Genomic DNA, 26,278 nt, shown 5'->3' with positions numbered 1-26,278 from the left:
GCCGATGACCACAATGACCAATACGGCCACAATGACCGCATTCTTCCGCCGGACCGGGCCGCTCCCTACGCTGGGGCGACGGCGTGGTGATGCCCATCACGCTGGTTGGAGGAGGAAGAACCTACATGAAGCTCGACCGTACGATGAGACGCCGTTCGGCCCTGGTGGCCGCCGCGGCAGCATCCGCCCTGATGCTGGCAGCCTGCGGCTCCACCGGCTCCAGCGGCTCCGGCAACGGCTCCGAAGAAGCCGGCATCGACAAGCTCAACATCATTGTCCCGGCGGATCCGGGCGGCGGCTGGGACCAGACCGGCCGTTCCATGCAGAAGGACCTGCAGGAGAACGACCTGGTTTCCAGCGCCTCGGTGGTCAACATCGGCGGGGCCGGCGGCACCAATGGCCTGGCCAAACTGGCCACGGAACAGGACCCGAACACCCTGATGGTGATGGGGTACGTGATGGTGGGCGCCGTGGAGACCAACAAGTCCGCCAACCGGATCGAAGACACCACACCGATCGCCCGGCTCACCGAAGAGCCGCTCGTCGTCGTGGTGCCGGCCGATTCGCCCTACCAGACCATCGATGACCTGATCGCCGACGTCAAGGCCAAGGGCAAGGGCGTTTCCATCACCGGCGGCTCCGCCGGCGGCGCCGACCACATCCTGGCCGGCATGATGCTCAAGGAAGCCGGCGTTGGTGCCGACAGCCTGAACTACATCCCGTACTCCGGCGGCGGCGAATCCCTGGCAGCGCTGCTGGGCAACAAGGTCTCCGCCGGCATTTCCGGTGTGGGCGAGTACGCCGAGCAGGTCAAGGCCGGCAAGCTGCGTGCCCTGGCCGTCTCCGGTCCGGAAGCCGCCCCGCAGCTGCCCGAGGTCAAGCCGTTGAAGGAGCAGGGCGTGGATCTGGTGCTGACCAACTGGCGCGGCGTCGTGGCTCCGGGATCCATCGACGATGCGCAGGCGGAAAAGCTCACAGCGCTGGTCACCGAGCTGCACGGCACCGACGCCTGGCAGAAGACCCTGACCACGAACAACTGGGCGGACGCCTTCCTGGCCGGCGAGGAGTTCAACAGCTTCCTGACCGAGGACATCGAGACGGTCACCGCAACGCTGACGGATATCGGTCTGCTGAAGTAACCATGGCTCCTTCCACTACTGGAGCGGTCCGGGGCGGCAGCGATGCCGCCCCGGTCAAGCCGCTCGGAGAAATCATCTTCGCGGCGGTGATCCTGAGCATTGGGATCGTCGGCTTCGTTGCCGGCGCCGGGATCCAGACGCCCGACTCGGCGAGCGACATCGGCCCGCGGGCGCTTCCCTACCTCGTCTCCGGCCTGCTGGTGATCGTCGGCGCCGGGTTGATCGTGCAGTTGCTGCGCGGCAAGACCGGCGAGGCCGATGAGGGCGAAGACATTGACCCAGACGTCCGGACCGACTGGCTGACCGTCGCGAAGATGGCGGGCACCGTCGTCGTCCATATTTTCCTGATCATTCCGCTGGGCTGGCCGGTTGCCGCGGCGGTGTTGTTCTTCGGCGCCGCGTGGGCTCTGGGGGCCAAGCCGTTGTGGCGGGCCGCCGTGGTGGGCGTTGTCATGGCGCTGGTGCTGCAGTTCGCCTTCGGCGGGCTGCTCGGCGTCTCGCTGCCGGCCGGTGTGCTCGAAGGGGTGCCGTTCCTGAATGGATAACTTCTACGCCCTCCTCGAGGGCTTCTCCGTGGCGATGCAGCCGATCTACCTGCTCTACGCCTTGGGCGGGGTGCTGGTCGGCACGGCAGTGGGCGTGCTGCCCGGCATCGGCCCGGCCATGACCGTTGCCCTGCTGATGCCGATCACGTACAGCCTGGAGCCGACGGCGGCAATCATCGTCTTCGCGGGCATCTACTACGGGGGCATGTACGGCGGGTCGACCACCTCGATCCTGCTCAATACGCCGGGCGAATCCGCCTCCATTGTCACCGCACTGGAGGGCAACCGGATGGCGAAAGCCGGCCGGGGCGCCGCGGCGCTGGCGACGGCGGCGATCGGTTCCTTCATCGCCGGAACCGTGGCCACCGTGCTGCTGAGTTTTGTGGCACCCTATGTGGCAGCGTTCGCCGTGCAGATCGGTCCGGTGGAGTATGTGGCCCTGATGGTGGTGGCGTTCCTGACCGTGGGTGCGCTGCTGGGCGCCTCGGTGCTGCGCGGTCTCGCGTCGCTGGGCCTGGGGCTGTTCCTGGCGTTCATGGGCGTGGACCTGATGACCGGGCAGCAGCGCTACACGTTCGGCAGCCCGTTCCTGGCGGACGGCGTCGACGTGGTGCTGGTCGCCGTCGGGCTCTTCGCCCTGGGTGAGGCGCTGTATGTGGCCTCGCGGCTGCGGCACGGGCCGGTCAAGGTGATCCCGGTGACCGGCGGCTGGACCTCGTGGATGAAGAAGGAGGACTGGAAGCGGTCCTGGAAGCCTTGGCTGCGCGGGACCTTCATCGGCTTCCCGATCGGTACCATGCCGGCCGGAGGCGCCGACGTTGCCACCTTCCTGTCCTACGCGGCGGAGAAGAAACTGGCCAAGGGCACACGCAAGAAGCAGTTCGGCCGCGGCGCGATCGAAGGCGTGGCCGGGCCGGAATCGGCCAACAACGCGGCCGCTGCCGGTGTGCTGGTGCCACTGCTGACGCTGGGCATTCCGACGACCGCCACGGCGGCGATGATGCTGGTGGCGTTCCAGCGCTACAACATCCAGCCCGGTCCGCTGCTGTTCGAGGTGGAAGGCGCCCTGGTCTGGGCGCTGATTGCCAGCCTGTACGTGGGCAACCTGATGCTGCTGGTGCTGAACCTGCCGCTGGTGGGCATGTGGGTGAAGATCCTGCAGATCCCGCGGCCGTACCTCTACGCCGGCATCCTGGTCTTCGCCGCCTTGGGCGCGTTCTCGGTGAACTTCACGCCGGTGGATGTGTTCGTGCTGCTGGTCATCGGCGTGCTGGGCTTCTTCATGCGCCGCTACGGCTATCCGATCGCCCCGCTGGTGGTGGGCATGATCCTCGGGCCGATCTTCGAGAGCCAACTGCGGCGTTCGCTGGCCATTTCGCAGGGCGATCCGCTGGCCTTGATATCCACGCCGATCGCGGCCGGAATCTACATCTCTTTGGTGGTCATCTTCGTGCTGTCCTTCTGGATGAAGAAGCGCCAACGTGTGATGGAATCGGCAGCGCTCGACGACGAGAGCCCGCGGGACAAGGAGGTCAGCGCATGAGCACGATCGTGGTGGGGTATGTCCCCAACGCCCTCGGCGACGCGGCCCTGGCGGCAGCCATCGACGAGGCCGGACGACGGGCAGCCAAGCTGCTGGTGGTTAACGCCACGCGGGCAGACCGTTTGGTGGATCCCGGCTACGCAGACGCCGCCGACGTTGCCCGCTTGGAAGCCGTGTTGGGTGGGGCAGGAGTCGGCTTCAGCATCCGGCACGGAATCTCGGACGGGCTGCCCGCCGAGGAAGTGCTGGACGCCGCCGAGGAGTCCGATGCTGAGCTGATCGTCATCGGGGTGCGCAACCGCACGCCGGTGGGAAAGCTGCTGCTCGGTTCGACCGCGCAGACGATCCTGCTCTCCGCCCCGTGCAACGTGCTGGCTGTCCGGCAGCCCTGACGTCGGGTTGGCGGGCCGGCCAGCCCTGACGCTGGCGCACCGCGTGCCCGGTGGCGCCCGCGCGACGGCGCACCGAACTTGAGTCGGCGCTGCAGGCGTTGACGGCTACCGGTTTCACCTCAGCACCATTCGCCGCCGGGGCAGGGTCCACCAACCCTGCCCCGGCGGTTTTCTACTGTCCCGGGCTCCGGATGGGGCTGGAAGCGTCCCTGGGGTCAGGAGTTCGCGTCGAGATGACCCGCTACGGAGGGTCATCTGGCCACGGGCACAGGGGATGGCTTCGAGAGCACCTGCTGTGCCCGGAGATCTCGACGCCAAGGGATGATTTCAGCGCTAGCGCCGGTCTCGCAGCGGCGGCGTGACCTGGCAGTCCGCAAGCGCTCGAGCAACCCGCGCCAGGGGCGCCACTGGACGAGCTCGCTCGAAGCCGCCGCGGGTGCTGGATAATTGACCGCATGGAGTTTCGCGATCCGCCCCAGGCCGCCCCGCAATCCGCCCCACGCAGGGTGGTGCTGCTGGGCTCCACCGGGTCGATCGGTACGCAGGGCATCGACGTGGTGGACGCCGCTCCGGAACGCTTCGAGGTCACGGCGCTCGCCGCCGGCGGAAACCTGGAACTAGCCGCCCGGCAGGCAGTCCACACCCGGGCGCAGGCCGTCGGCACCGCCGCCGGCACAGTGGATGACTTGGCGACGGCCATCAAGACGGCAGCGGCGGACGCCGGAGTATCCGGTTACTCGCCGGAGCTCTTTGCCGGCCCCGACGCCGCGGCGAGGATCGCCGCCTGGCCGGACGCCGACGTCGTGCTTAATGGCATTACCGGGTCTATTGGCCTGGCGCCGACGCTGGCGGCGCTCGGAGCCGGGCACGTGCTGGCCCTGGCGAACAAGGAGTCGCTGATTGCGGGCGGCCAGCTGGTCAAGGAGGCCGCCCGGCCGGGGCAGATTGTGCCGGTGGATTCGGAGCATTCGGCGCTGGCCCAGGCGCTGCGCTCGGGCACAGCCGGGGAGGTGGACCGGCTGATCGTGACCGCTTCCGGCGGCCCGTTCCGCGGCTTCAGCAAGGAGCAACTGCGCGGCGTCACCCCGGCGCAGGCGCTGGCCCATCCCACCTGGGACATGGGCCGGATGGTCACCACCAACTCGGCGACCATGGTCAACAAGGCGCTGGAGGTCATCGAGGCGCACCTGCTCTTCGACGTCCCGCTGGACCGGATTGACGTGGTGGTGCACCCGCAGTCGGTTGTGCATTCGATGGTGCAGTTCACCGACGGATCCACCATTGCACAGGCCTCGCCGCCGGACATGAGGCTGCCGATTGCGCTCGGCATGGGCTGGCCGGAGCGGGTGCCGGGAGCGGCGCAGCCCTGCGACTGGAGCCGGGCCACCAGCTGGACCTTCGAACCGCTGGACGAAGAAGTGTTCGGGGCCGTGCGGCTGGCCAAGCAGGCGGCTGCCGGCGGCGGCACCTTCATGGCCGTCTACAACGCCGCCAATGAAGAGGCCGTGGATGCCTTCCACGAGGGCCGGATCCGCTTCGACCAGATCGTGCAGACGGTTGCGGCCGTGGTGGAAGAGCATGCGCCGTCCGGCGAACCGACCGTGGCCACGGTACTGGCCGCAGAAGATTGGGCACGCTCGCGGGCCCACGAACGTTTGGCTAAGTTGTGACCATTCTGCTTTTCCTTCTCGGCGTGCTCTTCGTGGCCGTCGGCATTGCCGTATCCATCGCCCTGCACGAGGTGGGCCACCTGCTGCCCGCCAAGCTGTTCAAGGTGCGGGTGACCCAATACATGGTGGGCTTCGGCAAAACCCTTTTTTCCCGACGGCGGGGCGAGACCGAGTACGGCGTCAAGGCCGTCCCGCTGGGCGGCTACGTCTCGATGATCGGCATGTACCCGCCGGCCAAGGACGGCCACGACGGCGACGGCGTCAGGCGGTCCAGCACCGGGATGTTCCAGCAACTGGCCAACGACGCCCGGCAGGCGGAAGCGGAGCGGCTGCAGCCGGGCGACGAGACCCGGATGTTCTACAAGCTGCCGGTCCATAAACGCGTCATCATCATGTTGGGCGGTCCGTTCGTCAATCTGATCATCGGCACGGTGCTGATCGGCATTGTGTTGGTGGGCTTCGGCACCGCGCAGGCCACCACCACCATTTCCCAGGTCAACAAGTGCGTGGTCCCGGCTGCGCAGGCCGCCGAGACCGGGCAGACCGACTGCCTGCCCAGCGACCCGGAAGCCCCGGCCACCGCGGCCGGCATCCGGCCCGGCGATACCGTCACCTCTTTTGACGGGAAACCGGTCACCGACTGGTCCGAGCTGACCGCCTGGATCCGGGAGGCCGCGGGGGAGAAGACGCCGATCACGCTGCTGCGCGACGGCAAGGAAATCAGGACGAACATCACCCCGATCCTCACCGAGCGGCCGGTGTATGACGAGGCCGGACAGCCGGTGCTGGACGCCCGGGGCGAGCCGATGACGGAACAGGCCGGCTTCGTCGGCATGGGCGCCGCCACGGCCTTGGTGCCGCGGCCGGCCACCGAGGTACTCCCGGCAGTGAGGGAGAACCTGCAGGCGATCACCGGCGTTGTGCTGCATCTCCCGCAGCGGCTCGCCGACGTGGCCGAAGCCGCCTTCAGCGATTCTCCGCGCGACCCGAATGGGCCGATGAGCGTGGTGGGCGTGGGCAGGATTGCCGGCGAGATCAGCTCGATGGAGGAAATCCCCTTCGAGGCGCGGGCCGCCACCCTGATTGGACTGGTCGGCTCGGTCAACCTGGCCCTGTTCGTGTTCAACCTGATCCCGCTGCTGCCGCTGGATGGCGGGCACGTGGCCGGCGCGCTGTGGGAAGCGGTGCGCCGCGGCGTGGCCAAACTGTTCCGCCGCCCGGATCCGGGACCGGTGGACATTGCCAAGCTGCTGCCGCTGACCTACGTGGTGGCGGTGGTGCTGATGGGCATGGGTGCGCTGCTCATCTACGCGGACATCGTCAAACCGGTCAACATTTTCGGTTGACGATCGCACGGCAGCCGGTGGGGTGAACGCGGCCCGCTGAATGCTGGGCTGCCGGACGCTGCCGCGCCGGATGAGGCCGCGCCGGACGCTGCTGCCGGATGCTGCTTTTCCGAACGACGACGGCGATTGCGTCGCCCGCCGCGTGGCACGCCGTCATGGGACTGGGGTGGCCGCCCGGCCGTGGTTAGACTGGCCCGAACCGGCGAAGGGAGCCACACGCCGTGAGCGCAGCACCGCGGACAGTCCGTACCGAACCTGGCCTCCGGGCCGCCATCCGGCCGGCCAAGCCGCGCGGCCGAAGATGGGCCGTAACCGGCGTCGCCGGAGCGCTGGCAGCGGCCCTGGCCTTGGCCGGCTGCACCGTACCGGGCGAGGCACAGGGCACCGGTTCGCCGGCCGCGTCGAGCGCTGATTCCCCGGGCCGCATACAGCTGAACAACGGAGCAGCCGACCCACAGGTCATCGCCGGCTCCGATGCGGAAGCCTCATTGGCCGCCAGCCAAGCGTTGTTCGCTTCCAGCCCGGTGGCGTTCGTGGCCGTGGCGGACGATGCCAAGGCACTGGCGGCAGCAGAAGCGGAGTCGGTGCCGCTGGGCGTGCCCTTGCTGCTGGCCGGTGACGGCCTGGAAAGTGAGCTGGCGCGGCTCGGCGTGCAACAGGTCAAGGTTTTCGGGCAACCGCCGGCGGAGCCGGCCGCCAGCCCCAGCGGCGCGCCGGACGATGATTCCTCAGCCTCCGCCTCCTCCGGCGCTTCTGCCGCCGACTCCGCCGCTGGCGCAACCGCCGCGTCCGGTACCGGTTCGGACGGCGGCATCTCGGAGTGGGCCGCGCTGCTGCCGGGCGTTGAGGTCCTGCCGCCGAACGGAGAACTTGATCTGCCCGACGGCGCCGCGGAGCCCGCGGACGCCTCGGTCTTGATCGACCAGGACGGCGAGCAGGACTATCCCGCAACGCTGGCGGTGGCAGAGGCGGCCGGGGCGCGGATCTTCGAGGACCCGAAGGCGGATCCGCGGCAGAGCAGCGCGACCATCGATTTCCTCCGCGGCGAGCCGGAGCGCCGGGTGCTCGGCATCGGCAAAGCGTTCGGCAGCAATGGCACGTTTGGCAGCCGGGTACGGGCGGCGCTTGAGATCCCGGAACTGCCCGGCGGGGGCCAGCTGGCCTTCCCCTCGCGGCGGATGGTGGCGCTGTACGGGCATCCCGCGGGACCCGCGCTCGGCGCCCTCGGCGAACAGGGCATCAAGGACTCCGTCCGGCGCGCCAAAAAACTGGCCAAGCGCTACCAGCCGCACAGCAAAGAGCCGGTGGTTCCGGCGTTCGAGATCATCGCGACGATCGCCTCTTCCTCGGCCGGCAAGGACGGCGACTATTCGGCGGAGACGGACGTGGACGAGCTTCGCCCCTGGGTCGATGCCGCCGGCAAGGCAGGGGTGTACGTGGTGCTGGACCTGCAGCCCGGACGGTCAGACTTCCTGGCCCAGGCCAAGTTGTATGCAGACCTGCTGAAAGAACCGCATGTGGGACTGGCGCTGGATCCGGAATGGCGGCTGGGCAAGGGGGAGCGGCACATGGAGCAGATCGGCTCGGTCAGCGCCGCCGAGATCAACAAGGTCAGCGACTGGTTGGCCAATTTGACCCGGAAAAACTCGCTGCCGCAGAAGGTGCTGATCCTGCACCAGTTCCAGTACCGGATGATCTCGGACCGGCACAAGCTGGAGACCGGACACCCGGAACTGGCCATGGTGCTGCACGCCGACGGCCACGGCAACCCCGGGCAGAAGATGGAAACCTGGCGGGCACTCCGCGAAGACCTGCCGAAGAATATCCGGATGGGCTGGAAGAACTTTTACGACGAGGACACACCGACGTTCAGCCCCGAGCGCACCTACACCGAGGTGGAGCCGGCGCCCTGGTTTGTTTCCTACCAGTAACGTCCGCCATCCGGCGCCGGGTAAGGTGAGGGCCATGAGTGTTTTTGCCGTTGAATACGTGTATGCCCCCGATTCGGAGGCCGGCCGGGACGAACACCGTCCGGCGCACCGCGCCTGGCTGGGAAGCTTCGTGGAGCAGGGCCGCCTGCTGGCCTCGGGGCCCTATTCCGACGGCACCGGCGCGCTGCTGATCTTCACCGCCGAGAACGAAAACAGCCTGCTGGATGAACTGAAGCAGGACCCGTTCAACCTCAACAACCTTGTCTCCGGACTGAAAACCACCGAATGGGCGCCCGTCACCGGCGCATTCGCCGACTACGCATAATCCACACCACTCCCGCTGCATGTGCCATGGCCGTGCCGGGAGGGGGATAATGAAATCTGTTCAGCAACTGCCGACCGGCACATGGAGGACGTCTTGACCTCGGTCAATCTTGGAATGCCAACTTCACCACCGCCTGTCCTGGCGCCCCGCCGGAAAACTCGGCAGATCAAGGTCGGTTCTGTCGGGGTCGGCTCGGAATCGCCGATCAGCGTGCAGTCGATGACCACCACGCCGACCACTGACATCAATGCCACCCTGCAGCAGATCGCCGAACTGACGGCGTCGGGCTGCGACATTGTCCGGGTGGCGTGCCCCAGCGCCGATGACGCCGAAGCGCTGCCGATCATCGCGAAGAAGTCCCAGATACCGGTGATCGCGGACATCCACTTCCAGCCCAAGTACGTGTTCGCAGCCATTGACGCCGGGTGCGCGGCGGTCCGGGTGAACCCGGGCAACATCCGCAAGTTCGATGACCAGGTTAAGGAAATCGCCGCCGCCGCCAAGGCCGCCGGCACCTCGATCCGGATTGGCGTCAACGCCGGCTCACTCGATCCGCGGCTGATGGAAAAGTACGGCAAGGCCACCCCGGAGGCCCTGGTGGAATCCGCGGTCTGGGAAGCCTCGCTGTTCGAGGAACACGATTTCCACGATTTCAAGATCTCGGTCAAGCACAACGACCCAGTGGTCATGGTCCGCGCCTACGAACTGTTGGCCGAACGCGGCGACTGGCCGCTGCACCTGGGCGTCACCGAGGCCGGCCCTGCGTTCCAGGGAACCATCAAGTCCGCCACCGCCTTCGGCGCGCTGCTCTCGCAGGGCATCGGCGACACCATCCGCGTGTCGCTGTCCGCCCCGCCGGTCGAGGAGATCAAGGTGGGCCTGCAGATCCTGCAGTCGCTGAACCTGCGCGAGCGCAAACTCGAAATTGTGTCCTGCCCGTCCTGCGGCCGCGCCCAGGTGGACGTGTACAAGCTGGCCGACGAAGTCACTGCCGGCCTCGAGGGCATGGAAGTGCCGCTGCGGGTTGCCGTGATGGGCTGTGTGGTCAACGGACCGGGCGAGGCCCGCGAAGCGGATCTGGGCGTAGCTTCCGGCAACGGCAAGGGCCAGATCTTTGTGAAGGGCCAGGTCATCAAGACTGTTCCGGAAGACCAAATTGTTGAGACCCTCATTGAAGAAGCAATGAGGATTGCCGAGGAGATGGGTGACTCCGATGGCGAAAATGCTGTCAAGGGTAGCCCCGTGGTTAACGTCAGCTAGCCGAGAGGCAGCGGGTGCGGCGGATGCCGTGCCCGCAGATCCGTATGCCGGAATCCGGCCGCTGCAACATGCGGACACCGAGCTGCTCTGGGGGCTGGTGCGCGCTGACCCGGTAGCCAACGTCTTTCTGGCTGCCCACCTGGAGTCCGCCGGAACCGCCGGCCCTACCCCGTCCGGCGCCCAGATTTTGGGGATGTACGACGGCGGTGCCCTCACTGGAGCCTGCTGGGCCGGGGTCAACGCGGTACCGGTCGGGCTGGACGCCGAACAAGGCGCGCGGCTGGGCGCCCATCTGGCAGCCGGCAACCGCCGTATGTCCTCGATTTTCGGCCCGGCGGAAGGCGTGCTGGGCATCTGGTCGTCGTTTCGGCACGCGCATCCGCGGGCCTTCGACGTGCGGCCCAACCAACCGCTGCTGGAGCTGCGGGGCACTCCGGCCGTGGCCGCCGACCCGGACGTGCGGTATTCCACCGAAGACGATTTTGACGTGCTGGTGCCCGCCTGCGTGGCGATGTTCGAGGAAGAAGTCGGATACTCGCCGCTGACCGGCGGCGGCCAGCATTACCGGCAGCGCGTGGCCACGCTGATCCGGAAGGGCCACTCGCTCATCCGGCGGGACGGCCACGGGCAGGTGGTCTTCAAAGCGGAGCTCGGCAACGTCAGCGCCGACGCCGTGCAGATTCAAGGTGTGTGGGTGAACCCGGCCTACCGCGGCCAGGGCCTGGCCGCCGGATGCATGGCCGCCGTCGTCGAACTGTCGCGGAAATACGCCCCGGTCGCCAGCCTGTACGTCAACGACTACAACCACCGCGCGGTGGCCGCCTACGCATCGGTCGGATTCCGGCAGGTCGGCACGTTCGCCACCGTGTTGTTCTAGGCCCGTTCCTGCCGACCTACCGGGTCAAGAGGCCGCCTGAAGACGCTGTGCCGCCGCCGGCTGTCGCAAGCACGCGCGCGGAACCGATAGATTAGAAGGCAGTTGTTTTCGCGGGCCGGTGCTGGCCCAAGCCTTGAGAAACGGATTCTTGCAGTGGTTCTTCGCCTGTCCAGCTTGTTCCTGCGCACCCTGCGCGATGACCCGGTCGACGCCGAGGTGGCCAGCCACAAGCTGCTGGTGCGCGCCGGTTACATCCGCCGTGCTGCCCCCGGCATCTACTCCTGGCTGCCGCTGGGACTGAAGGTGCTGGCCAAGGTGGAGGCGGTCGTCCGCGAGGAAATGAACGCCATCGGCGCCCAGGAGGTGCACTTCCCGGCGCTGCTGCCGCGCGAACCGTACGAAGCAACCAACCGCTGGACCGAATACGGTGAGGGACTGTTCCGCCTGCAGGACCGCAAGGGCGCCGACTACCTGCTGGCCCCCACGCACGAGGAAATGTTCACCTTGTTGGTCAAGGACTTGTACTCCTCGTACAAGGACCTGCCCGTCACCCTGTACCAAATCCAGAACAAGTACCGCGACGAGGCCCGCCCGCGCGCCGGCCTGCTGCGCGGCCGCGAGTTCATCATGAAGGACTCCTATTCGTTCGATATCGACGACGAGGGCCTGGACATCAGCTACGACGCGCACCGCCGCGCCTACCTGAGGATCTTTGACCGGCTGGGCCTGGAAGTCGTGACCGTCAAGGCCACGTCAGGCGCCATGGGAGGGTCAAAGAGCGAGGAGTTCCTGCATCCCACCGTGGTGGGCGAGGACACCTTCGTCCGTTCCCCGGGCGGCTATGCAGCGAACGTGGAGGCCGTCGCCACCGTGGCGCCGGAGCCGATCGATTACGCCGACGCGCCGGCCGCCGAGGTCATGGACACTCCGGAAACGCCGACCATCGAGACACTGGTGGCTTCGGCCAACCAGCTGGCTCCGCGCGCGGAGGGGGACTGGACTGCCGCGGACACGTTGAAAAACGTGGTACTTGCGGTCAAACTGCCCACCGGCGAGCGGACCATCGTGGTCATCGGAGTTCCCGGCGACCGCGCCGTCGATCTCAAGCGCGTCGAGGCGAACATCGGCGCCTTCCTGCCGATGGGCGGCGAAGTCGAGGTCGAGCCTGCCTCTGAGGACGATCTGAAGCAGCACCCCGGCTTGGTCAAGGGCTACATCGGTCCGGGCAACAGCCTGGACGCTGCGGTGCTGGGAACCGAGTCCGTCACCGGGCTGCTGTACCTGGTGGATCCCCGGGTGGTCTCGGGGTCACGCTGGATCACCGGCGCGAATGAAGACGGCAAGCACGTGTTCGGGCTGGTCGCCGGCCGCGACTTCGGCTGGGACGGCATCATCGAGTCCGTCGAGGTGCGTGAAGGAGATCCGGCCCCGGACGGTTCCGGTCCGCTGGAGGCGGCGCGCGGTATCGAAATGGGCCACATCTTCCAGCTCGGCCGCAAGTACGCCGAGGCGCTGGGGCTGCAGGTGCTGGATCGCAACGGCAAGCTGGCCACGGTCACGATGGGTTCCTACGGCGTCGGTGTCACCCGCGCAGTGGCGGCCCTGGCCGAGGCTAACCACGACGACAAGGGCCTGGTCTGGCCCCGCAACGTGGCCCCGGCGCATGTGCATATCGTGGCCACCGGTAAGGGCGAGGACATCTTCGAGGCAGCCAACAAACTGGCCGAAGAGCTCTCGGACGCCGGCGTCGAGGTCATCTACGACGACCGGCCCAAGGTGTCCCCGGGCGTGAAGTTCTCCGACGCCGAACTGATCGGAGTGCCCACCATCGTGGTGGTCGGCCGGGGCCTGGCCGACGGCGTCGTCGAAGTGAAGGACCGGGCCACCGGCCAGGCCGAAAACGTTCCGGTGGGCATGGCGGCAACTCATTTGGCCGCCCTCGCCGGGAAGTGACTTCCGGACTCGAAGAACTGCAGCTGGCCACCCTCGCCCTCGTGGTGGTGGGTGGCTTTGCTGCGGGCTGGGTGGACGCCGTGGTGGGAGGCGGCGGCCTGATCCAGCTGCCGGTCCTGCTGCTGGTCCCCGGAATCAGCCCCGTCCAGGCGCTGGCCACCAACAAAATGGGGTCCATCTTCGGCACCACCACCAGCGCGGTGACTTATTACCGCAGGGCGCATCCCGACCTGAAAACCGCCCTTCCGATGGCCGGCGTAGCGCTGGTGGGCAGTTTCGGCGGCGCCATCGTGGCCACCGTCCTACCGGCCGAGGTCTTCAAGCCGATCATCGTGCTGGCGCTGATTGCGGTGGCAGTCTTCACTGCGCTGCGACCGACGGCCGGGACCTTGACGCAGCTGCGGTACAAGGGCGTCCGGCACCTGGGTGCTGCCGCGGGAATCGGCCTGGTCATCGGGTTCTACGACGGACTGATCGGGCCCGGCACCGGCTCCTTCCTGATCATCGCGATGGTGGCGGTGCTCGGCTACAACTTCCTGGCCTCCAGCGCCAAGGCCAAGATCGTCAACATGGCGACCAACCTCGGCGCCCTGGCGTTTTTCCTGCCCAGCGGCGCACTGCTGTGGGGACTCGGACTGGTGCTGGGCTTGGTCAACATGGCCGGCGGCTATGTTGGCGCCCGGATGGCCGTCACCCAGGGCAGCAAGTTCATCCGGGTGGTCTTCTTGTTCGTCGTCGCCGCATTGATCCTCAAGCTTGGCTACGACGTGCTGCAGGAGAACGTGCTCGGCCGGTAAGCGGCGGCGGCCGGCTCAGGCCGGTGCCGGCAAGGCGTGCGCGGCCGGAAGATCCGGTAAGGTGCTGCCGGCCAGCGTGGAGGCGACCCAGAGTGACCGCACGGCGTCACCGGTCGCACCCTGCTGCAGGTAGTCCAGGGCATTATCCACTTCGCGCGCCACGGCCCATTCGCGGGCGGTGTCCGGTTCCAGTCCGGCCGCCTCAGCCAGCTCCACGCACCGGCGTCGAAGATGGCGTCCGGCGTCGACTGCCGGTAAATCGGCGATCCGGTTCCAGAGCATCGGCGCGACGGCGAACTCGGGTTCGCCGATCAGTGGCTTGGGATCAATGGCGGCAAAACCTGCCGGGGAGTCGAGGCGGGCCAGGATGTTCCCATAATGCAGGTCGCTGTGCAGGAGCACATCGCGGTCCTCGCGCCGGCCAACGCTGCCACGGATTTGGCAAACTTGCAGGGCACACTCCATCAGCCAGGTCGGGAACGGCTTGCCCAGCTCCAGCCAGCGGGCCGGGAGCGTGTCCGTCCATTCTTCCGCCAGGGCCGACACCATCTCGAAACCGCCTGCCGGGCTGGTCGCTGGAGGCAACTGCAGCTGACGGACCAGTCCGCCCCAGATGCCGGAGGTGTCGTCCAGCGCGATGGTGGAGAGCGGTCGGCCGGCATCGAGTCGTTCCAACAACAGCACGAAGGCGCCGCGTTCGGCCAGCAGCCGGACCGCCCCGCGGCCGTCCCAGAGCCTGAGTGCCCGGGCTTCGCCGTCGGCCTCTGGATGCGGAAAAGTCAGCTTCAGGACAGCGGAAGAACCATCGGGCGCCAGCACGGGAAAGACCGCCGCAGTCTGGCCGAACCACGGGCCGCCGGGCGCCGCCCGCAGGTTCCAGTCCAGCATGGCCCCGGCATGGAGGTCGTTGAAACCCCGCAGCCACGCCCGGCCAGCGGCGGAACCAGCCGCGCTGCGGCGCAGTCCAGGGGGTAATTCCACGTCGGCGTTCACGGGGCGGCGGAAGGGGCAGCCAGCAACTCGTCGTCCAAGCCCGGAGCCGGCGGCACCTCGCCGGTTGATTCCGCCAGGTCCGTGGTGGCCTCGGCGAGTCCGGCGACCGCGTGTTCCCGGACCGCCCCGTCGCTGAGCGAGACCAGATCGGCCAGTGGGGCGAGGGCGGCGTCCTCCGCATCTCGAAGTGCCGGAAGCGGGTCGCTGGCGAACTCGCTGCCCAGGGCGTAGACCGGTTCGGGCAACGGCAGGTCAAGGCACTCCGCCGCCGCCAGCGATCGCCAGTGTTCCGCCGACCCGGTATGGGCCGCCAGCCGGGCGGCGGCAGCCGTACGCTCCGCTCCGTCGAGGCGGGGCAACGCCGTTTCGTAGGCGTAGACCAGGCGTTCCTGGCTGAGTACGACGGCGGCGATGGCCTCCGCCGACGTCGGCGGAGGCCATCGCGTTTCCTTCCCGCTAGCGTCATCTTCCGGGGCCGCCGCGGGACAACCGGCCGGCTCCAGCGGTATTTCCGGATCCTCCCACGGTTGGGCCACGTCGGTTCCGCCGGGCATCGTCTGCGCCTGGGCGTAGAGGGCGGAACCGATCGACGCGAGCAGCCGGGCGAGTCCAGGATCTGCCTCCCGGGCGTCGGCCAGCAGACCCCCGGCCAGTTCGGCCAAGTCTTCGGCTCCGGGCTGCTGCGTCGCCGACGGTGCGCCGGAGTCTGCGGCTGCGGCAGTAGGATCCCCGACGCCCCCGGCTGCCGGGGAACCCGAGGGCCAGGACGTGGTCAGCGTCAGCAGGTCGGCTTGGCTCTGGAGCAGGGCAGCGGTGGGGGAGTCGTCGCCGTCGTGCTCCGCAAAGGCGGCCGCCAGGCCCTCAAGTCCGGCCAGCGCGTCCAAGCGCGCCTGCTCCGTGGTGCTCGGCGGCGGCGTGGAAGCGGTGATGCTCGCCACCACGGTGCCGGTGCTGAGCACGATCGCCGCGGTGAGCACCAGCAGCGGCACCCGCCACCATCCCCGGGATGGCGTGGTTGCTCCGCCGTCCCGGCGCCTTGAAGTAGATCCCACAACTGACGATGATGTCACGGGTTTGGTGTCCGCTGCACGGCCGGGGGCGGCCGCTGGTGCATGGGAGGGCACCAGTCGCGGTAAAGTCGCTAGTCTAGAAGTCAGACTCACCAGAACAGGGAGACAGCATGGCCCAGCGGCGCAATCACGGCGGCGTGCCCACTACCGGAGGGAAATCCGGTGCCGACACGTTCGCAGAGGCCGCACGCCTGAAAGAGCTGCTGGAACAGGCCGTGGCATCCCACGGATTGTTCCTCGAGGACGTGGAGATCCGGGTTGCCGGAGCTCTCCGGACCATTCACGTCATCGTTGACCTGCCTGAGGATCAGACCGGCGGCGTCGGGCTGGACGCTATCGCGGAAGTTTCGCAGACTCTCTCCAAGACCCTGGACGAGGACCCGCAGGATGACGGCCGGCCCTACAGCCTGGAGGTCTCATCGCCGGGCCTCAGCCGGCCGCTGACCCAGCCACGCCATTGGCGCCGTAACGTGGGCCGGCTGGTCAAGGTCAAGCTGGTGTCCGGTGACGACCTGACGGGCCGCCTGCTGGAGGTTGGCGGCGACGGTGTGACCCTGCGGCCGGAAGAAGCGCCGAAAAAGGGCATGAAGCCCCGCCCCGGCGAACCGGTCCAGGTGGAGTTTGCGAACATCCGCTCCGGCAAGGTGGAAGTGGAGTTTGCACGGTTGGACGAAGAAGTGGCGGCCGAGGCCAACGGCGAGCCGGCGAACGAGGAGGAGGCCTGAGATGGATATCGATATGAGCGCCCTGCGGCTGCTTGAGCGCGAACGCGAAATTCCGCTGGACCTGCTGATCCCCACGATCGAACAGGCACTGCTGGTGGCGTACCACAAGTCCCCGGGCTCGATCGAGCGGGCCCGAGCCGAGCTGGACCGGAAGAGCGGGCACGTCACCATTTGGGCGGCAGAGGTGGACGACGACGGCACCGTGGTCGGCGAGTTCGACGACACGCCCAGCGGGTTCGGCCGGATCGCCGCGAGCACAGCGCGCCAGATCATCCTGCAGCGCCTGCGCGACGCCGAGGACGACAACGTGCTGGGCGTTTTCCGCGGCAAGGAGGGCGAGCTGGTCTCCGGTTTGATCCAGCAGGGCCACAACCCGCATATGGTCCAGGTGGATCTGGGCACAGTGGAAGCATTGCTGCCGCCGCCCGAGCAGGTGCCGGGGGAGAGCTACCTGCACGGCACCCGGCTGCGGGCCTACGTGGTGGATGTGCACCGCGGCATGAAGGGCCCGTCGATCACGCTCTCCCGCTCGCACCCCGGGTTGGTGCGCAAGCTCTTCGAACTTGAAGTTCCCGAGATCGCTGACAAGAGCGTGGAGATCGTTGCTCTCGCCCGCGAGGCCGGACACCGGACCAAGATCGCCGTCAAGGCCAATGTGCCCGGGCTGAATGCCAAGGGTGCCTGCATCGGCGAAATGGGTTCCCGCGTGCGCGCCGTGATGACCGAGCTGCACGACGAAAAAATCGACATTGTCGACTTCAGCGAGGATCCCGCGACGTTCATCGCCAGCGCGCTGTCGCCGTCGCGTGTCAGCTCCGTGACCATCACGGATGCCGAGAGCCGATCGGCCCGCGTAGTGGTGCCGGATTACCAGCTCTCGCTGGCGATCGGCAAGGAAGGGCAGAACGCCCGGCTTGCCGCTAAACTGACTGGCTGGCGGATCGACATCGTGTCGGACGCTGCCACCGCTGAACAGCGGCGGTAGAGGCCAAGACAAACCAGGCCACGCGCCTGAAACACGCCCGGTTCGTTGGCCGGGCACTGGAAGCGGTAGAATATCCATGGCCGGGTTTCCCGACAGTCATAAACCCATGCAGGCGCGTGCCCACGAGGCCGCCGCGCCGCCGAAGCGGACCTGCATAGGCTGCCGGCGCCGGGAAGACCAGGCCGTTCTGTTGCGGTTGGCAGTCGAGGAAATCGGTGGCGTTGCCACCGTTGTCCTCGATCCTGTCCGCCGCAGGCCCGGACGCGGTGCCTGGATGCACCGCGAACCGGAATGTGTGGAGCTGGCAGTCAAGCGGCGTGCCTTCGGCAGGGCCTTCCGGGCCAATGTCGACAGCAGTGCCGTTGTAGATCAGCTCCGTGCTCACGACGAGGCCGCCACCACGGCCGGCCCTCGTCACCCCAACCGTCCAACCTGAAAGCGGGTCAGAAAACTGATGGAAACCCGATGAGTGCCAAGTGATGAGTACTTCATTGTGCTCCGCCCGCGGTATTTCAGCCGATTCTGCTGAAAGCCGCAGCAAGAATTAGACGGTTCGTGCCCGGCAGCCCTGCCTCGTGCGGACCGAGACAGGAGAAATGTGGCCAAGGTCCGCGTACACGAGCTGGCAAAAGAGCTCGGTATTACCTCGAAAGACGCAGTATCCAAACTGCAGGAACTGGGCGAATTCGTCCGTTCCGCCTCATCCACCATTGAGGCACCCGTCGTGAAGAAGCTTCGCGACGCCTTCCCCGCTGCCGCTCCGAAGAGCGAGCCGGCAGCCGCCCCCAAGGCAGCACCCAAGCCCGGCGCTAAGCCGGCTGCGAAGGCAGCACCGGAAGCCCCGGCGGCAGCGCCGACTCCGGCTGCTCCTGCGGCGTCGGCTCCGGCGGCACCCGCCCCGGCTCCGGCAGCTGAAGCAGCCAAGCCGGCACCGGCAGCTCCTGCTCCCGCAGCGGCTGAAGCTTCGGCGCCCGCCGAAGCTCCGGCAGCCAAGCCCGCGTCTGCGGCTCCGCGTCCCGGCGGCCCCGCACCTGCCCGTCCCGGTGCCCCGCGCCCAGGCGGTCCGCGTCCGGGCAACAACCCGTTTGCCACGTCGCAGGGCATGCCCCGCGGCGGCCGTGGCGGCGACCGCGATGCCGAGCGCGCACCGCGCCCGGGCAACAACCCGTTTGCAACCTCGCAGGGCATGCCGCGTCCGGGTGGGCCGCGTCCTGCTGCCGGCCAAGGCGGTCCGCGTCCGGCTGCACCCCGTCCCGGCGGTGCCGCACCTCGTCCGGGCGCACCGCGTCCGGGTGCACCCCGTCCGGGTGCTCCGCGTCCCGGTGGTGGACCCGGTGGTGCCCGTCCGACTCCCGGCATGATGCCTAACCGCACCGAGCGCCCGGCCCCGGCCGGCCGCGGTGGTGCTCCCGGCCGTCCGGGTGCCGGTGGGGCCCCGGGCCGTCCCGGTGCCGGTGGAGCGCCGGCCGGCGGCGGCTTCGGCAAGGGAGGCCGCGGTCGCGGCGGTACCCAGGGTGCCTTCGGCAAGGGAGGCGCCGGGCGAGGCAAGCAGCGCAAGTCGAAGCGCGCCAAGCGCCAGGAACTGGAGCAGATGAGCGCACCGTCGCTGGGCGGTGTCTCGGTACCCCGCGGCGACGGCAACACCGTTGTCCGGTTGCGCCGCGGCTCCTCCATCACCGATTTCGCCGACAAGATCGAGGCGAACCCGGCAGCGCTGGTCACCGTGCTGTTCCACCTGGGCGAAATGGCCACGGCCACGCAGTCCCTGGACGAAGACACCTTCGAACTGCTGGGCGTCGAACTGGGCTACAAGATCCAGGTTGTCTCCCCGGAGGACGAGGAGCGCGAGCTGCTTGACTCGTTCGACATCGACCTTGACGCAGAGCTTGAGGCCGAGGGTGAAGACGACCTGGAGAAGCGCCCGGCCGTTGTTACGGTCATGGGCCACGTCGACCACGGTAAGACCCGCCTGCTGGACGCCATCCGCAACACCCAGGTGGGTGAAGGCGAGCACGGCGGCATCACCCAGCACATCGGTGCCTACCAGATCGACTTCCAGCACGACGACCGTGATCGCAAGATCACCTTCATCGACACCCCGGGCCACGAGGCGTTCACCGCCATGCGTGCCCGCGGCGCGAAGGTCACCGACATCGCCATCCTGGTGGTGGCAGCGGACGACGGCGTCATGCCGCAGACCGTTGAAGCCCTGAACCACGCGCAGGCGGCCGGCGTGCCGATCGTCGTCGCGGTGAACAAGATCGACAAGGACGGCGCCAACCCGGAGAAGATCCGTGGCCAGCTGACCGAGTACGGCTTGGTTCCGGAGGAATACGGTGGCGACACCATGTTCGTTGACGTGTCGGCCCGCGAGAGCCTGCACATCGACGACCTGCTCTCGGCCGTGCTGCTGACCGCGGATGCCGCTCTGGACCTGCGGGCCAACCCGAACAAGGACGCCCGCGGTATCGCGATCGAAGCGAACCTGGACAAGGGCCGCGGCGCGGTGGCAACCGTGCTGGTCCAGTCCGGCACGCTGCAGGTGGGCGACGCGATCGTCGCCGGCAGCGCCCATGGCCGTGTGCGCGCCATGTTCGACGAGGACGGCGCATCGGTCACCGAGGCCGAGCCGTCGCGTCCGGTCCAGGTACTGGGCCTGTCCACGGTGCCCCGTGCCGGCGACACCTTCTTGGTGACCGACGACGAGCGCACCGCCCGCCAGATTGCCGAGAAGCGTGAAGCCGCGGACCGCAACGCCGCGCTGGCCAAGCGCCGCAAGCGCATCAGCCTGGAAGACTTCGACAAGGCTGTGGCGGAGGGCAAGGTCGATACCCTCAACCTCATCCTCAAGGGCGACGTGTCCGGTGCCGTGGAGGCACTGGAAGACTCGCTGCTCAAGATCGATGTGGGCGAGGATGTCCAGCTGCGGGTTATCCACCGCGGCGTCGGCGCGATCACTCAGAACGACGTCAACCTGGCCACGGTGGACAACGCCATCATCATCGGCTTCAACGTCAAGCCTGCCGAGCGGGTGGCGGAACTGGCCGAGCGCGAAGGCGTGGACATGCGCTTCTACTCGGTCATCTACGCGGCCATCGATGACATTGAGCTGGCGCTCAAGGGCATGCTCAAGCCGGAGTACGAAGAGGCACAGCTCGGCACCGCCGAGATCCGCGAGATCTTCCGTTCCTCCAAGTTCGGAAACATCGCCGGCTCCATCGTCCGCTCGGGCACGATCCGCCGTAACTCCAAGGCACGGGTCACCCGCGACGGCAAGGTCATCGGTGACAACCTCACCGTCGACTCGCTCAAGCGGTTCAAGGACGACGCGACTGAGGTCCGCGAAGGATTCGAATGTGGTATCGGACTTGGGTCGTTCAACGACCTCAAGGAAGGCGACATCATCGAGACCTTCGAAATGCGCGAAAAGCCGCGCGTCTAGCAGCCGGCTTGCAGCGGGCGTCTGGTGGCATCGCCGCCGGGCGCCCGTTGTGCCGCCATCATCACGAGAATTGAGGAGGGGTCATGGCAGACCCAGCACGCGCAGCCAAAATGGCCGACCGGATCAAGGTAGTAGTGGCTCAGGCGCTCGAGCGCCGGGTCAAGGATCCACGACTCGGGTTTGTGACCATCACCGACGCCCGGGTGACCAACGACCTGCAGCATGCCACCGTCTACTACACGGTCTTCGGCACGGACGAAGAGCAGGACGGCACCCGCAAGGCGCTTGAATCCGCCAAGGGCGTCCTGCGGGCGGAAGTGGGCCGGAACATCACCGCCCGGCTGACACCCACCCTGGAATTCGTCCCGGACGAAATCCCGGTGAACGCCAGCCATCTGGAGGAGCTGCTGCGGACCGCGAAGGCGAAGGATGCCGAGGTCGCTGCGATGGCCGAAGGAGCCGCCTTCGCCGGCGGTGAAGACCCGTACCGCAAGCCCGGTGACGAGGACGACGACGAATCCGGCAGCGGGCCGCGTCCGGAGTAACCATCCACTGCACGACGACGGTGGGCCACCTGCCCTGCGCGGGTGGCCCACCGTTGTTTGATCTACCGATTTCCCCTGGCGTCAGCGCAGCCTGATCTTGATCAGCTTGCCGGAGGGCGGGGTCTGCCCGCTGAAGTCCGGCAACGCATGCGTCGTGGCGTAGAGCCGGTTGTCATGAATCTCCAGCGCACCGGGGGTGGTGGTCTCAAGGAACGTCCGCGCCTTGTGATACCCCTTCTTCACCACGGAGATCTTGTTGCCGAACATCTCGGCCACATAGATGTCACCGCGTGAACTGACGGCCAGGTTCGTGGCGCCGGAGAAGCCGCTGGCCAATTGCACGACCTTGCCGGTCCCCGAATGAACCTTGAAGACCCGGCCCAGCGCACCGAGGCTGCCGTCTTCCGGGCCGCCCGGCAACGAGGTGACATACAACCAGCCGTGCTTGCCGAACTCCACATCGGTGGGCACCGGCTCCAGGTAATACCTCTCGCCCACCACGCAGTCCGGCAGGCCCATGCCCGCGGCCAGCACGGCGGTGACCCGGAAGGAGGCCGCCGGCAGCACCGCCACGGTGCTGACCCGCTTGCTGCGCTTGTCCACCTTCAGGATCGCGTTGGCGCCGGCGTCGGCCACGTAGACGCTGCGCTTATCGGCGGCGGTTGCGTAGGCATGGGAGTCCACCTGCCCCTTGTACTTGGCCGGGATCCCAGCGGGAACCCGGTCCAGACACTGTTGGTCCCGCACGTCGCGGAAACCGTAGGTGACCCGGCCGTCCGGATTCCGCTTGGCCTCATAGACGGCCACATCCGCGATCTTCCTCGGCGTGGCCTCGCGGTGGTTGTCCAGCGACTTGATCCACTGCACGTTCGGCAGCCCGTCCATCCCGCCGGCGCCGGTGCCTTCGGAAAAGTAGGCGGTGTCCTTATACAGGGAGACGGCCCCCACTTCCGGGCCGCCGGAACTGTACAACATCTTGGGATCGCCTTGGGACCGAACCTTGTTCAACAGCCCGGCGAAATTCTGGGTGACGAAGAGCCCCTGCCGCCCGGCGGCAATGCTCAGCGGGGAAAGCAGGCCGTCGGCAAACGTGCTGGTCACCGGCGGCTTAGTACTGTTTCGGTCGGCGGATGATGCCGGTGCCAAGCCGGCGCCGAGCGATAAGCCAAGCACCAAGGGCAGGGCAAGATAGAGTTTGTGTCTTTTCACGGATGAGCTCCTGAAAGAAGCCGCGAAGCACCTCAAATGGTCTCGCAGATCGATGGAATGACTGGAGGTAAGCGCAAGTGATGCCGAAAAGGCGACTGTGCCCAGCCCGTTGACATTCCCCCTGCTGACGTTCCCCTCAGGCCGAGTGCGGCACGCAGTGAGCTCAAGCTAGTAGTGCCCGCAGGGGCTGTCAACGATGCATGCTTTAAGCCGGGGAACGGACCCGCACCCGGGACGCCATATACTGAAAGGCGTGACTTCTGGCCTGCTCCGCTCCGGACTGATACTTGTTGACAAGCCGCAGGGGTGGACCAGCCACGATGTGGTTGGCCGCATGCGCAGGCTGGCCGGAACCCGAAAAGTCGGCCACGCCGGCACCCTGGACCCGATGGCCACCGGCGTCCTGGTGATAGGGGTCAACAAGGCAACCCGGCTGCTGACCTACATTGTCGGTGCCACTAAGACCTACGACGCGACCATCCGCCTGGGCCAGTCGACGGTGACTGACGACGCCGAGGGCGATGTCACGGCGGAAACCATCGCCGCGGCCGTCACGGAACAACAAATACGCGAAGGCGTTGCCGCGCTGACCGGCGACATCCAGCAGGTGCCGAGCAGCGTCTCGGCCATCAAGGTCAACGGCCAGCGGTCCTATGCGCGCGTCCGGTCCGGCCAGGAGGTGTCGTTGCCCGCCCGGCCGGTCACCATCCACCGATTTGAGGTCCACGGCATCCGACGGGAGCGCGGCGGCAAGGTGCAGGACGTGGACGTGACCGTTGAATGTTCGTCCGGGACTTACATCCGCGCCTTGGCCCGCGATCTGGGGCAGGGGCTGGGTGTGGGCGGGCACTTGACCGCGCTGCGCCGGACCCGGGTGGGGCCGTTCCGGATCGAAGACGCGGCTACGCTGGAACAACTGGCCGAAAACCTGCAGCTGACGGCTCTGGATGAGGCCGCCAGAGTGTTGTTCCCCGCCCGGGAACTCAGTGCCGCGGAAGCCGACGATGTCTCCCACGGCCGGCGGATTCCGGCTGGGGGAGAAGCGGGTGCCACCGCGGCGTTCGCCCCGGACGGGTCACTGGTGGCACTGCTGGAAGACACCGATTCGCAGGCCAAGCCGCTGCTGGTGTTCGCACCGGGAAACGAGGCGGCAGACAAATGATCGTCGACGGATTCTTCATCGCGGGCGCGGTGATCACGCTGCTTGCTGCGATCATTTGCGTGGTCGCGGCCATCCTGAAACACGGGCCGAATGACATTACGATTCTCTCGCTGGCCGCCGTGGAGCTGTTTCTGCTGGTCTACGCCGTAGCCGGCATCGTCCGGCAGGTGTCCGGAGAAGCCGTTGCCGGGGAGACCTGGGAGTTCTGGGGCTATCTGATCACCGCGCTGCTGGTGCCGGTGGCGGCCTTCTGGTGGTCAATCACCGACCGCAGCCGGTGGAGCAACCTGGTACTGGGCGCCGCCGCCGTGACCGTCTTCGTGATGCTGGTAAGAATGGAACAGATTTGGGACGGAGCAATCGCCGCATGAAAACCGGCCGGGAACAACAGCCAGCCCAGCGGGCCCAGGACACGCACGAGGTAGCCCGCCGGGCCACCGGTTTCGGCCGCCTGCTCGTGGCGGTCTACGGCGTCTTCGCCCTTTCCGCCACCGCACGGGCTGGCTACCAGATCGCCACCAAGTTCAACGAAGCGCCGGTGGCCTACATGCTGTCCGCCTTCGCCGCCGTCGTCTACATCCTGGCCACTATTACGCTGGCCAAGTCCGGAATCCGCTCCTACTGGCTGTCCGTGGCCGCCGTGGGCATCGAACTCCTCGGCGTCGTCGCCATTGGACTCCTCAGCCTGCTGGACCCGGAACTGCTTCCGCAGGACACTGTGTGGTCCGGCTTCGGCCAAGGCTACGGTTACGTTCCGCTGGTGCTTCCGGTGGTCGGCCTCTGGTGGCTCTGGCGGCACCGGCCGGCCGCCGGGCAGAAGCCGTCGGAAGATCGTCCATAATGGAAGGGGCCCGGCGCGGGGCCGCAACCGCTCAAGGCCCAATCAACGAGGAGTTCACTGTGCACTACTGGAAAGACCTGGCCGACGTACCCCGTGGCTTTGGTCCATCAGTGGTGACGCTGGGCAACTTCGACGGCGTGCACCGCGGCCACCAGCAGGTGCTGCGCCGCCTGGTCGAGACGGCTGCCGCCCGCGAGGCGCAGGCCGTGGCCATTTCCTTCGATCCACATCCCTCCCAAGTGCACCGGCCGGACGCAGCCCCGCAGCTGATCATGGGCCTGGAAGACAGGGTTGAGGCCCTGGCGGCCAGCGGACTGGATGGGCTCCTGATGATGACCTACACGCTGGAGCTGGCTGGCGAAACACCCGAGCAGTTCGTCCGCAACGTCTTCGTGGAGACCCTTGGCGCAACGGCCGTCGTGATCGGACACGACACCCGCTTCGGCAAGAACAACGCGGGCGATGTGACCACCATGCAGGAACTCGGGCGCCAGTTCGGCTTCGCCGTCGAGGTCGTCGACGAATACGAAGCCGAAGCCGATGCAGACGGCGGCGCCGACGGCAGCCGGCGCTGCTCCTCGTCCTGGGTGCGCGAGGCGCTGGCGGCCGGTGACGTGGCCATGGCGGCCGAAGTGCTCGGGCGGACCCACCGGATGCGCGGCGAAGTGGTGCACGGCGACGCCCGCGGCCGCGAACTCGGCTTTCCCACCGCTAACCTGTCCAAGCATTCATCCGGACTGATCCCGGCCGACGGCGTGTACGCCGGCTGGCTGGTGGACCAGCGCGGTACCAGATGGCCCGCCGCCATCTCGGTGGGCTCAAACCCCACCTTCGAAGGGGCCAGCCGCCGGGTCGAGGCGCACGTCATCGACCGGCCGCAGGAGAGCACCGATGACTTCGATCTCTACGGCCAGCAGGTAGTGGTCGAGTTCGTGCAGCGGCTGCGCGGCATGGTGGCCTACACCGGCCCCGAGGCGTTGATCGCCCAAATGCACGACGATGTGGCACGCACCCGCAGCCTGCTTTCGACAGACTGAGTCCGCAACAGGTAAACTTGCCGGTGGATTCGGCTGCGGTCCGTGGCGGCTGTATCCCTCTGTGCTCGGCTTCCGGCAGTCTTTGGCTGCCGGCTGACAGTACGGAGCCCCCGGCAGCGAAGCGCTGACTCGGGCCTCACGGCACAACTTCTAGGAGTTATTGTGGCATTAGACGCCGCGCTCAAGCAGGAAATCATCAAGGAATACGCCACGCACGAGGGCGACACGGGTTCCCCCGAGGTACAGATTGCTGTTCTGTCCCGTCGCATCTCCGACCTGACCGAACACCTGAAGATGCACAAGCACGACCACCACACCCGCCGCGGCCTGATGGCCCTGGTCGGCCGGCGCCGTCGTATGCTCACCTACCTGCGTGAAACCGACATCACGCGCTACCGTACGCTCATCGAGCGCCTCGGCCTGCGCCGCTAGTCGGCGAAGGAGGCGGCTCTTCCGTTCATCGAAACAGGGAACAGAAGAGCCGCCTTTTT

The 26,278-nt window shown here is 67.4% G+C and carries 25 protein-coding genes; 22 read left to right on the top strand and 3 right to left on the bottom strand.

Features of this window, described 5'->3' with window-relative positions; all coding sequences use genetic code 11:
• Nucleotides 1-125: 125 nt before the first annotated feature.
• The 12 genes from ACWF5H_RS15390 (at nt 126) to ACWF5H_RS15335 (ending at nt 13,778) form a co-directional block, all read left to right on the top strand.
• A complete protein-coding gene (locus ACWF5H_RS15390; RefSeq protein WP_364652302.1) occupies nt 126-1,139 on the top strand; it encodes a Bug family tripartite tricarboxylate transporter substrate binding protein in 1,014 nt (337 codons plus the stop codon).
• 2 nt (nt 1,140-1,141) lie between these two features.
• Nucleotides 1,142-1,684 carry a tripartite tricarboxylate transporter TctB family protein gene (locus ACWF5H_RS15385; protein ID WP_364652301.1) on the top strand — a complete coding sequence of 181 codons (543 nt, stop codon included), beginning with the start codon at nt 1,142-1,144 and terminating at the stop codon, nt 1,682-1,684.
• Nucleotides 1,677-3,227 (top strand): tripartite tricarboxylate transporter permease, encoded by a 1,551-nt coding sequence (locus tag ACWF5H_RS15380; RefSeq protein ID WP_452037901.1) that lies wholly within the window; start codon nt 1,677-1,679, stop codon nt 3,225-3,227. The genes ACWF5H_RS15385 and ACWF5H_RS15380 overlap by 8 nt, the downstream gene beginning before the upstream one ends.
• A complete protein-coding gene (locus ACWF5H_RS15375; protein ID WP_364652299.1) occupies nt 3,224-3,619 on the top strand; it encodes a universal stress protein in 396 nt (131 codons plus the stop codon). Before ACWF5H_RS15380 ends, ACWF5H_RS15375 begins: the two co-directional genes overlap by 4 nt.
• A 455-nt stretch (nt 3,620-4,074) precedes the next feature.
• Nucleotides 4,075-5,289, top strand: coding sequence for a 1-deoxy-D-xylulose-5-phosphate reductoisomerase (gene dxr, locus ACWF5H_RS15370; protein ID WP_452037899.1), 1,215 nt, complete (start codon nt 4,075-4,077; stop codon nt 5,287-5,289).
• Nucleotides 5,286-6,635: a M50 family metallopeptidase gene (locus ACWF5H_RS15365; protein ID WP_452037897.1), complete on the top strand. Its 1,350-nt coding sequence runs from the start codon at nt 5,286-5,288 to the stop codon at nt 6,633-6,635. Before dxr ends, ACWF5H_RS15365 begins: the two co-directional genes overlap by 4 nt.
• A 221-nt stretch (nt 6,636-6,856) precedes the next feature.
• The gene (locus ACWF5H_RS15360; protein ID WP_452037895.1) at nt 6,857-8,566 is read left to right on the top strand and encodes a hypothetical protein; all 1,710 of its coding nucleotides are present in this window, start codon (nt 6,857-6,859) and stop codon (nt 8,564-8,566) included.
• A 34-nt stretch (nt 8,567-8,600) separates the two neighbouring features.
• Entirely contained in the window at nt 8,601-8,891 is a 291-nt protein-coding gene (locus ACWF5H_RS15355) for a YciI family protein (RefSeq protein WP_452037894.1), read from the top strand.
• 93 nt (nt 8,892-8,984) lie between these two features.
• Entirely contained in the window at nt 8,985-10,151 is a 1,167-nt protein-coding gene (ispG, locus tag ACWF5H_RS15350) for a flavodoxin-dependent (E)-4-hydroxy-3-methylbut-2-enyl-diphosphate synthase (protein ID WP_452037892.1), read from the top strand.
• A gap of 28 nt (nt 10,152-10,179) precedes the next feature.
• Nucleotides 10,180-11,028 (top strand): GNAT family N-acetyltransferase, encoded by an 849-nt coding sequence (locus ACWF5H_RS15345; protein ID WP_452037890.1) that lies wholly within the window; start codon nt 10,180-10,182, stop codon nt 11,026-11,028.
• Between the two features lie 153 nt (nt 11,029-11,181).
• Nucleotides 11,182-12,981, top strand: coding sequence for a proline--tRNA ligase (locus ACWF5H_RS15340; protein ID WP_452037888.1), 1,800 nt, complete (start codon nt 11,182-11,184; stop codon nt 12,979-12,981).
• The gene (locus ACWF5H_RS15335) at nt 12,978-13,778 is read left to right on the top strand and encodes a sulfite exporter TauE/SafE family protein (protein ID WP_241913181.1); all 801 of its coding nucleotides are present in this window, start codon (nt 12,978-12,980) and stop codon (nt 13,776-13,778) included. The genes ACWF5H_RS15340 and ACWF5H_RS15335 overlap by 4 nt, the downstream gene beginning before the upstream one ends.
• Before the next feature lie 15 nt (nt 13,779-13,793).
• Here ACWF5H_RS15335 and ACWF5H_RS15330 read toward each other — a convergent pair whose 3' ends face one another.
• The gene (locus ACWF5H_RS15330; protein WP_452037886.1) at nt 13,794-14,759 is read right to left on the bottom strand and encodes an aminoglycoside phosphotransferase family protein; all 966 of its coding nucleotides are present in this window, start codon (nt 14,757-14,759) and stop codon (nt 13,794-13,796) included.
• An 8-nt stretch (nt 14,760-14,767) separates the two neighbouring features.
• A complete protein-coding gene (locus ACWF5H_RS15325; protein WP_452037884.1) occupies nt 14,768-15,760 on the bottom strand; it encodes a DUF4439 domain-containing protein in 993 nt (330 codons plus the stop codon).
• A 191-nt stretch (nt 15,761-15,951) separates the two neighbouring features.
• Here ACWF5H_RS15325 and rimP point away from each other — a divergent pair, with 191 nt between their 5' ends.
• The 5 genes from rimP to rbfA all read left to right on the top strand — a co-directional run bounded on the left by rimP (nt 15,952) and on the right by rbfA (nt 21,538).
• Nucleotides 15,952-16,566: a ribosome maturation factor RimP gene (gene rimP / locus ACWF5H_RS15320; protein WP_452037883.1), complete on the top strand. Its 615-nt coding sequence runs from the start codon at nt 15,952-15,954 to the stop codon at nt 16,564-16,566.
• A gap of 1 nt (nt 16,567) precedes the next feature.
• A complete protein-coding gene (gene nusA / locus ACWF5H_RS15315) occupies nt 16,568-17,551 on the top strand; it encodes a transcription termination factor NusA (protein WP_364652368.1) in 984 nt (327 codons plus the stop codon).
• A gap of 76 nt (nt 17,552-17,627) precedes the next feature.
• Entirely contained in the window at nt 17,628-17,987 is a 360-nt protein-coding gene (locus tag ACWF5H_RS15310) for a YlxR family protein (protein ID WP_452037881.1), read from the top strand.
• Nucleotides 17,988-18,149: 162 nt separating this feature from the next.
• Entirely contained in the window at nt 18,150-20,993 is a 2,844-nt protein-coding gene (gene infB, locus ACWF5H_RS15305) for a translation initiation factor IF-2 (RefSeq protein WP_364652366.1), read from the top strand.
• A gap of 83 nt (nt 20,994-21,076) precedes the next feature.
• Nucleotides 21,077-21,538 carry a 30S ribosome-binding factor RbfA gene (gene rbfA / locus ACWF5H_RS15300; protein WP_452037879.1) on the top strand — a complete coding sequence of 154 codons (462 nt, stop codon included), beginning with the start codon at nt 21,077-21,079 and terminating at the stop codon, nt 21,536-21,538.
• A gap of 81 nt (nt 21,539-21,619) precedes the next feature.
• Here the strand turns inward: rbfA and ACWF5H_RS15295 are convergent, their stop codons facing one another.
• Nucleotides 21,620-22,747, bottom strand: a complete 1,128-nt coding sequence (locus tag ACWF5H_RS15295; RefSeq protein ID WP_452037877.1) for a ScyD/ScyE family protein — start codon at nt 22,745-22,747, stop codon at nt 21,620-21,622.
• A 253-nt stretch (nt 22,748-23,000) separates the two neighbouring features.
• Between ACWF5H_RS15295 and truB the strand changes: the two genes are divergently transcribed.
• The 5 genes from truB to rpsO all read left to right on the top strand — a co-directional run bounded on the left by truB (nt 23,001) and on the right by rpsO (nt 26,219).
• On the top strand, nt 23,001-23,909 hold the full coding sequence (gene truB / locus ACWF5H_RS15290; protein WP_452037876.1) for a tRNA pseudouridine(55) synthase TruB: 909 nt from the start codon (nt 23,001-23,003) through the stop codon (nt 23,907-23,909).
• Nucleotides 23,906-24,280 carry a hypothetical protein gene (locus ACWF5H_RS15285; RefSeq protein WP_452037874.1) on the top strand — a complete coding sequence of 125 codons (375 nt, stop codon included), beginning with the start codon at nt 23,906-23,908 and terminating at the stop codon, nt 24,278-24,280. The genes truB and ACWF5H_RS15285 overlap by 4 nt, the downstream gene beginning before the upstream one ends.
• On the top strand, nt 24,277-24,750 hold the full coding sequence (locus ACWF5H_RS15280) for a hypothetical protein (RefSeq protein WP_452037872.1): 474 nt from the start codon (nt 24,277-24,279) through the stop codon (nt 24,748-24,750). The genes ACWF5H_RS15285 and ACWF5H_RS15280 overlap by 4 nt, the downstream gene beginning before the upstream one ends.
• Nucleotides 24,750-25,787 (top strand): bifunctional riboflavin kinase/FAD synthetase, encoded by a 1,038-nt coding sequence (locus ACWF5H_RS15275; protein WP_452037870.1) that lies wholly within the window; start codon nt 24,750-24,752, stop codon nt 25,785-25,787. Before ACWF5H_RS15280 ends, ACWF5H_RS15275 begins: the two co-directional genes overlap by 1 nt.
• Before the next feature lie 162 nt (nt 25,788-25,949).
• The gene (gene rpsO, locus ACWF5H_RS15270; RefSeq protein ID WP_127511731.1) at nt 25,950-26,219 is read left to right on the top strand and encodes a 30S ribosomal protein S15; all 270 of its coding nucleotides are present in this window, start codon (nt 25,950-25,952) and stop codon (nt 26,217-26,219) included.
• The last annotated feature ends 59 nt before the right edge of the window (nt 26,220-26,278 follow it).

The organism is Arthrobacter sp. NPDC055138 (assembly GCF_053607305.1).
The sequence above is the reverse complement of the archived record's forward strand: the minus strand, read 5'-3'. Positions and strand labels throughout refer to the sequence as shown.

Coding starts and splice junctions, on each gene's coding strand:
- ACWF5H_RS15390 (WP_364652302.1), top strand. CDS start 126: ATGAAGCTCGACCGTACGATGAGACGCCGTTCGGCCCTGGTGGCCGCC.
- ACWF5H_RS15385 (WP_364652301.1), top strand. CDS start 1,142: ATGGCTCCTTCCACTACTGGAGCGGTCCGGGGCGGCAGCGATGCCGCC.
- ACWF5H_RS15380 (WP_452037901.1), top strand. CDS start 1,677: ATGGATAACTTCTACGCCCTCCTCGAGGGCTTCTCCGTGGCGATGCAG.
- ACWF5H_RS15375 (WP_364652299.1), top strand. CDS start 3,224: ATGAGCACGATCGTGGTGGGGTATGTCCCCAACGCCCTCGGCGACGCG.
- dxr (WP_452037899.1), top strand. CDS start 4,075: ATGGAGTTTCGCGATCCGCCCCAGGCCGCCCCGCAATCCGCCCCACGC.
- ACWF5H_RS15355 (WP_452037894.1), top strand. CDS start 8,601: ATGAGTGTTTTTGCCGTTGAATACGTGTATGCCCCCGATTCGGAGGCC.
- rimP (WP_452037883.1), top strand. CDS start 15,952: ATGGCCCAGCGGCGCAATCACGGCGGCGTGCCCACTACCGGAGGGAAA.
- nusA (WP_364652368.1), top strand. CDS start 16,568: ATGGATATCGATATGAGCGCCCTGCGGCTGCTTGAGCGCGAACGCGAA.
- ACWF5H_RS15310 (WP_452037881.1), top strand. CDS start 17,628: ATGGCCGGGTTTCCCGACAGTCATAAACCCATGCAGGCGCGTGCCCAC.
- rbfA (WP_452037879.1), top strand. CDS start 21,077: ATGGCAGACCCAGCACGCGCAGCCAAAATGGCCGACCGGATCAAGGTA.
- ACWF5H_RS15285 (WP_452037874.1), top strand. CDS start 23,906: ATGATCGTCGACGGATTCTTCATCGCGGGCGCGGTGATCACGCTGCTT.
- ACWF5H_RS15280 (WP_452037872.1), top strand. CDS start 24,277: ATGAAAACCGGCCGGGAACAACAGCCAGCCCAGCGGGCCCAGGACACG.
- ACWF5H_RS15275 (WP_452037870.1), top strand. CDS start 24,750: ATGGAAGGGGCCCGGCGCGGGGCCGCAACCGCTCAAGGCCCAATCAAC.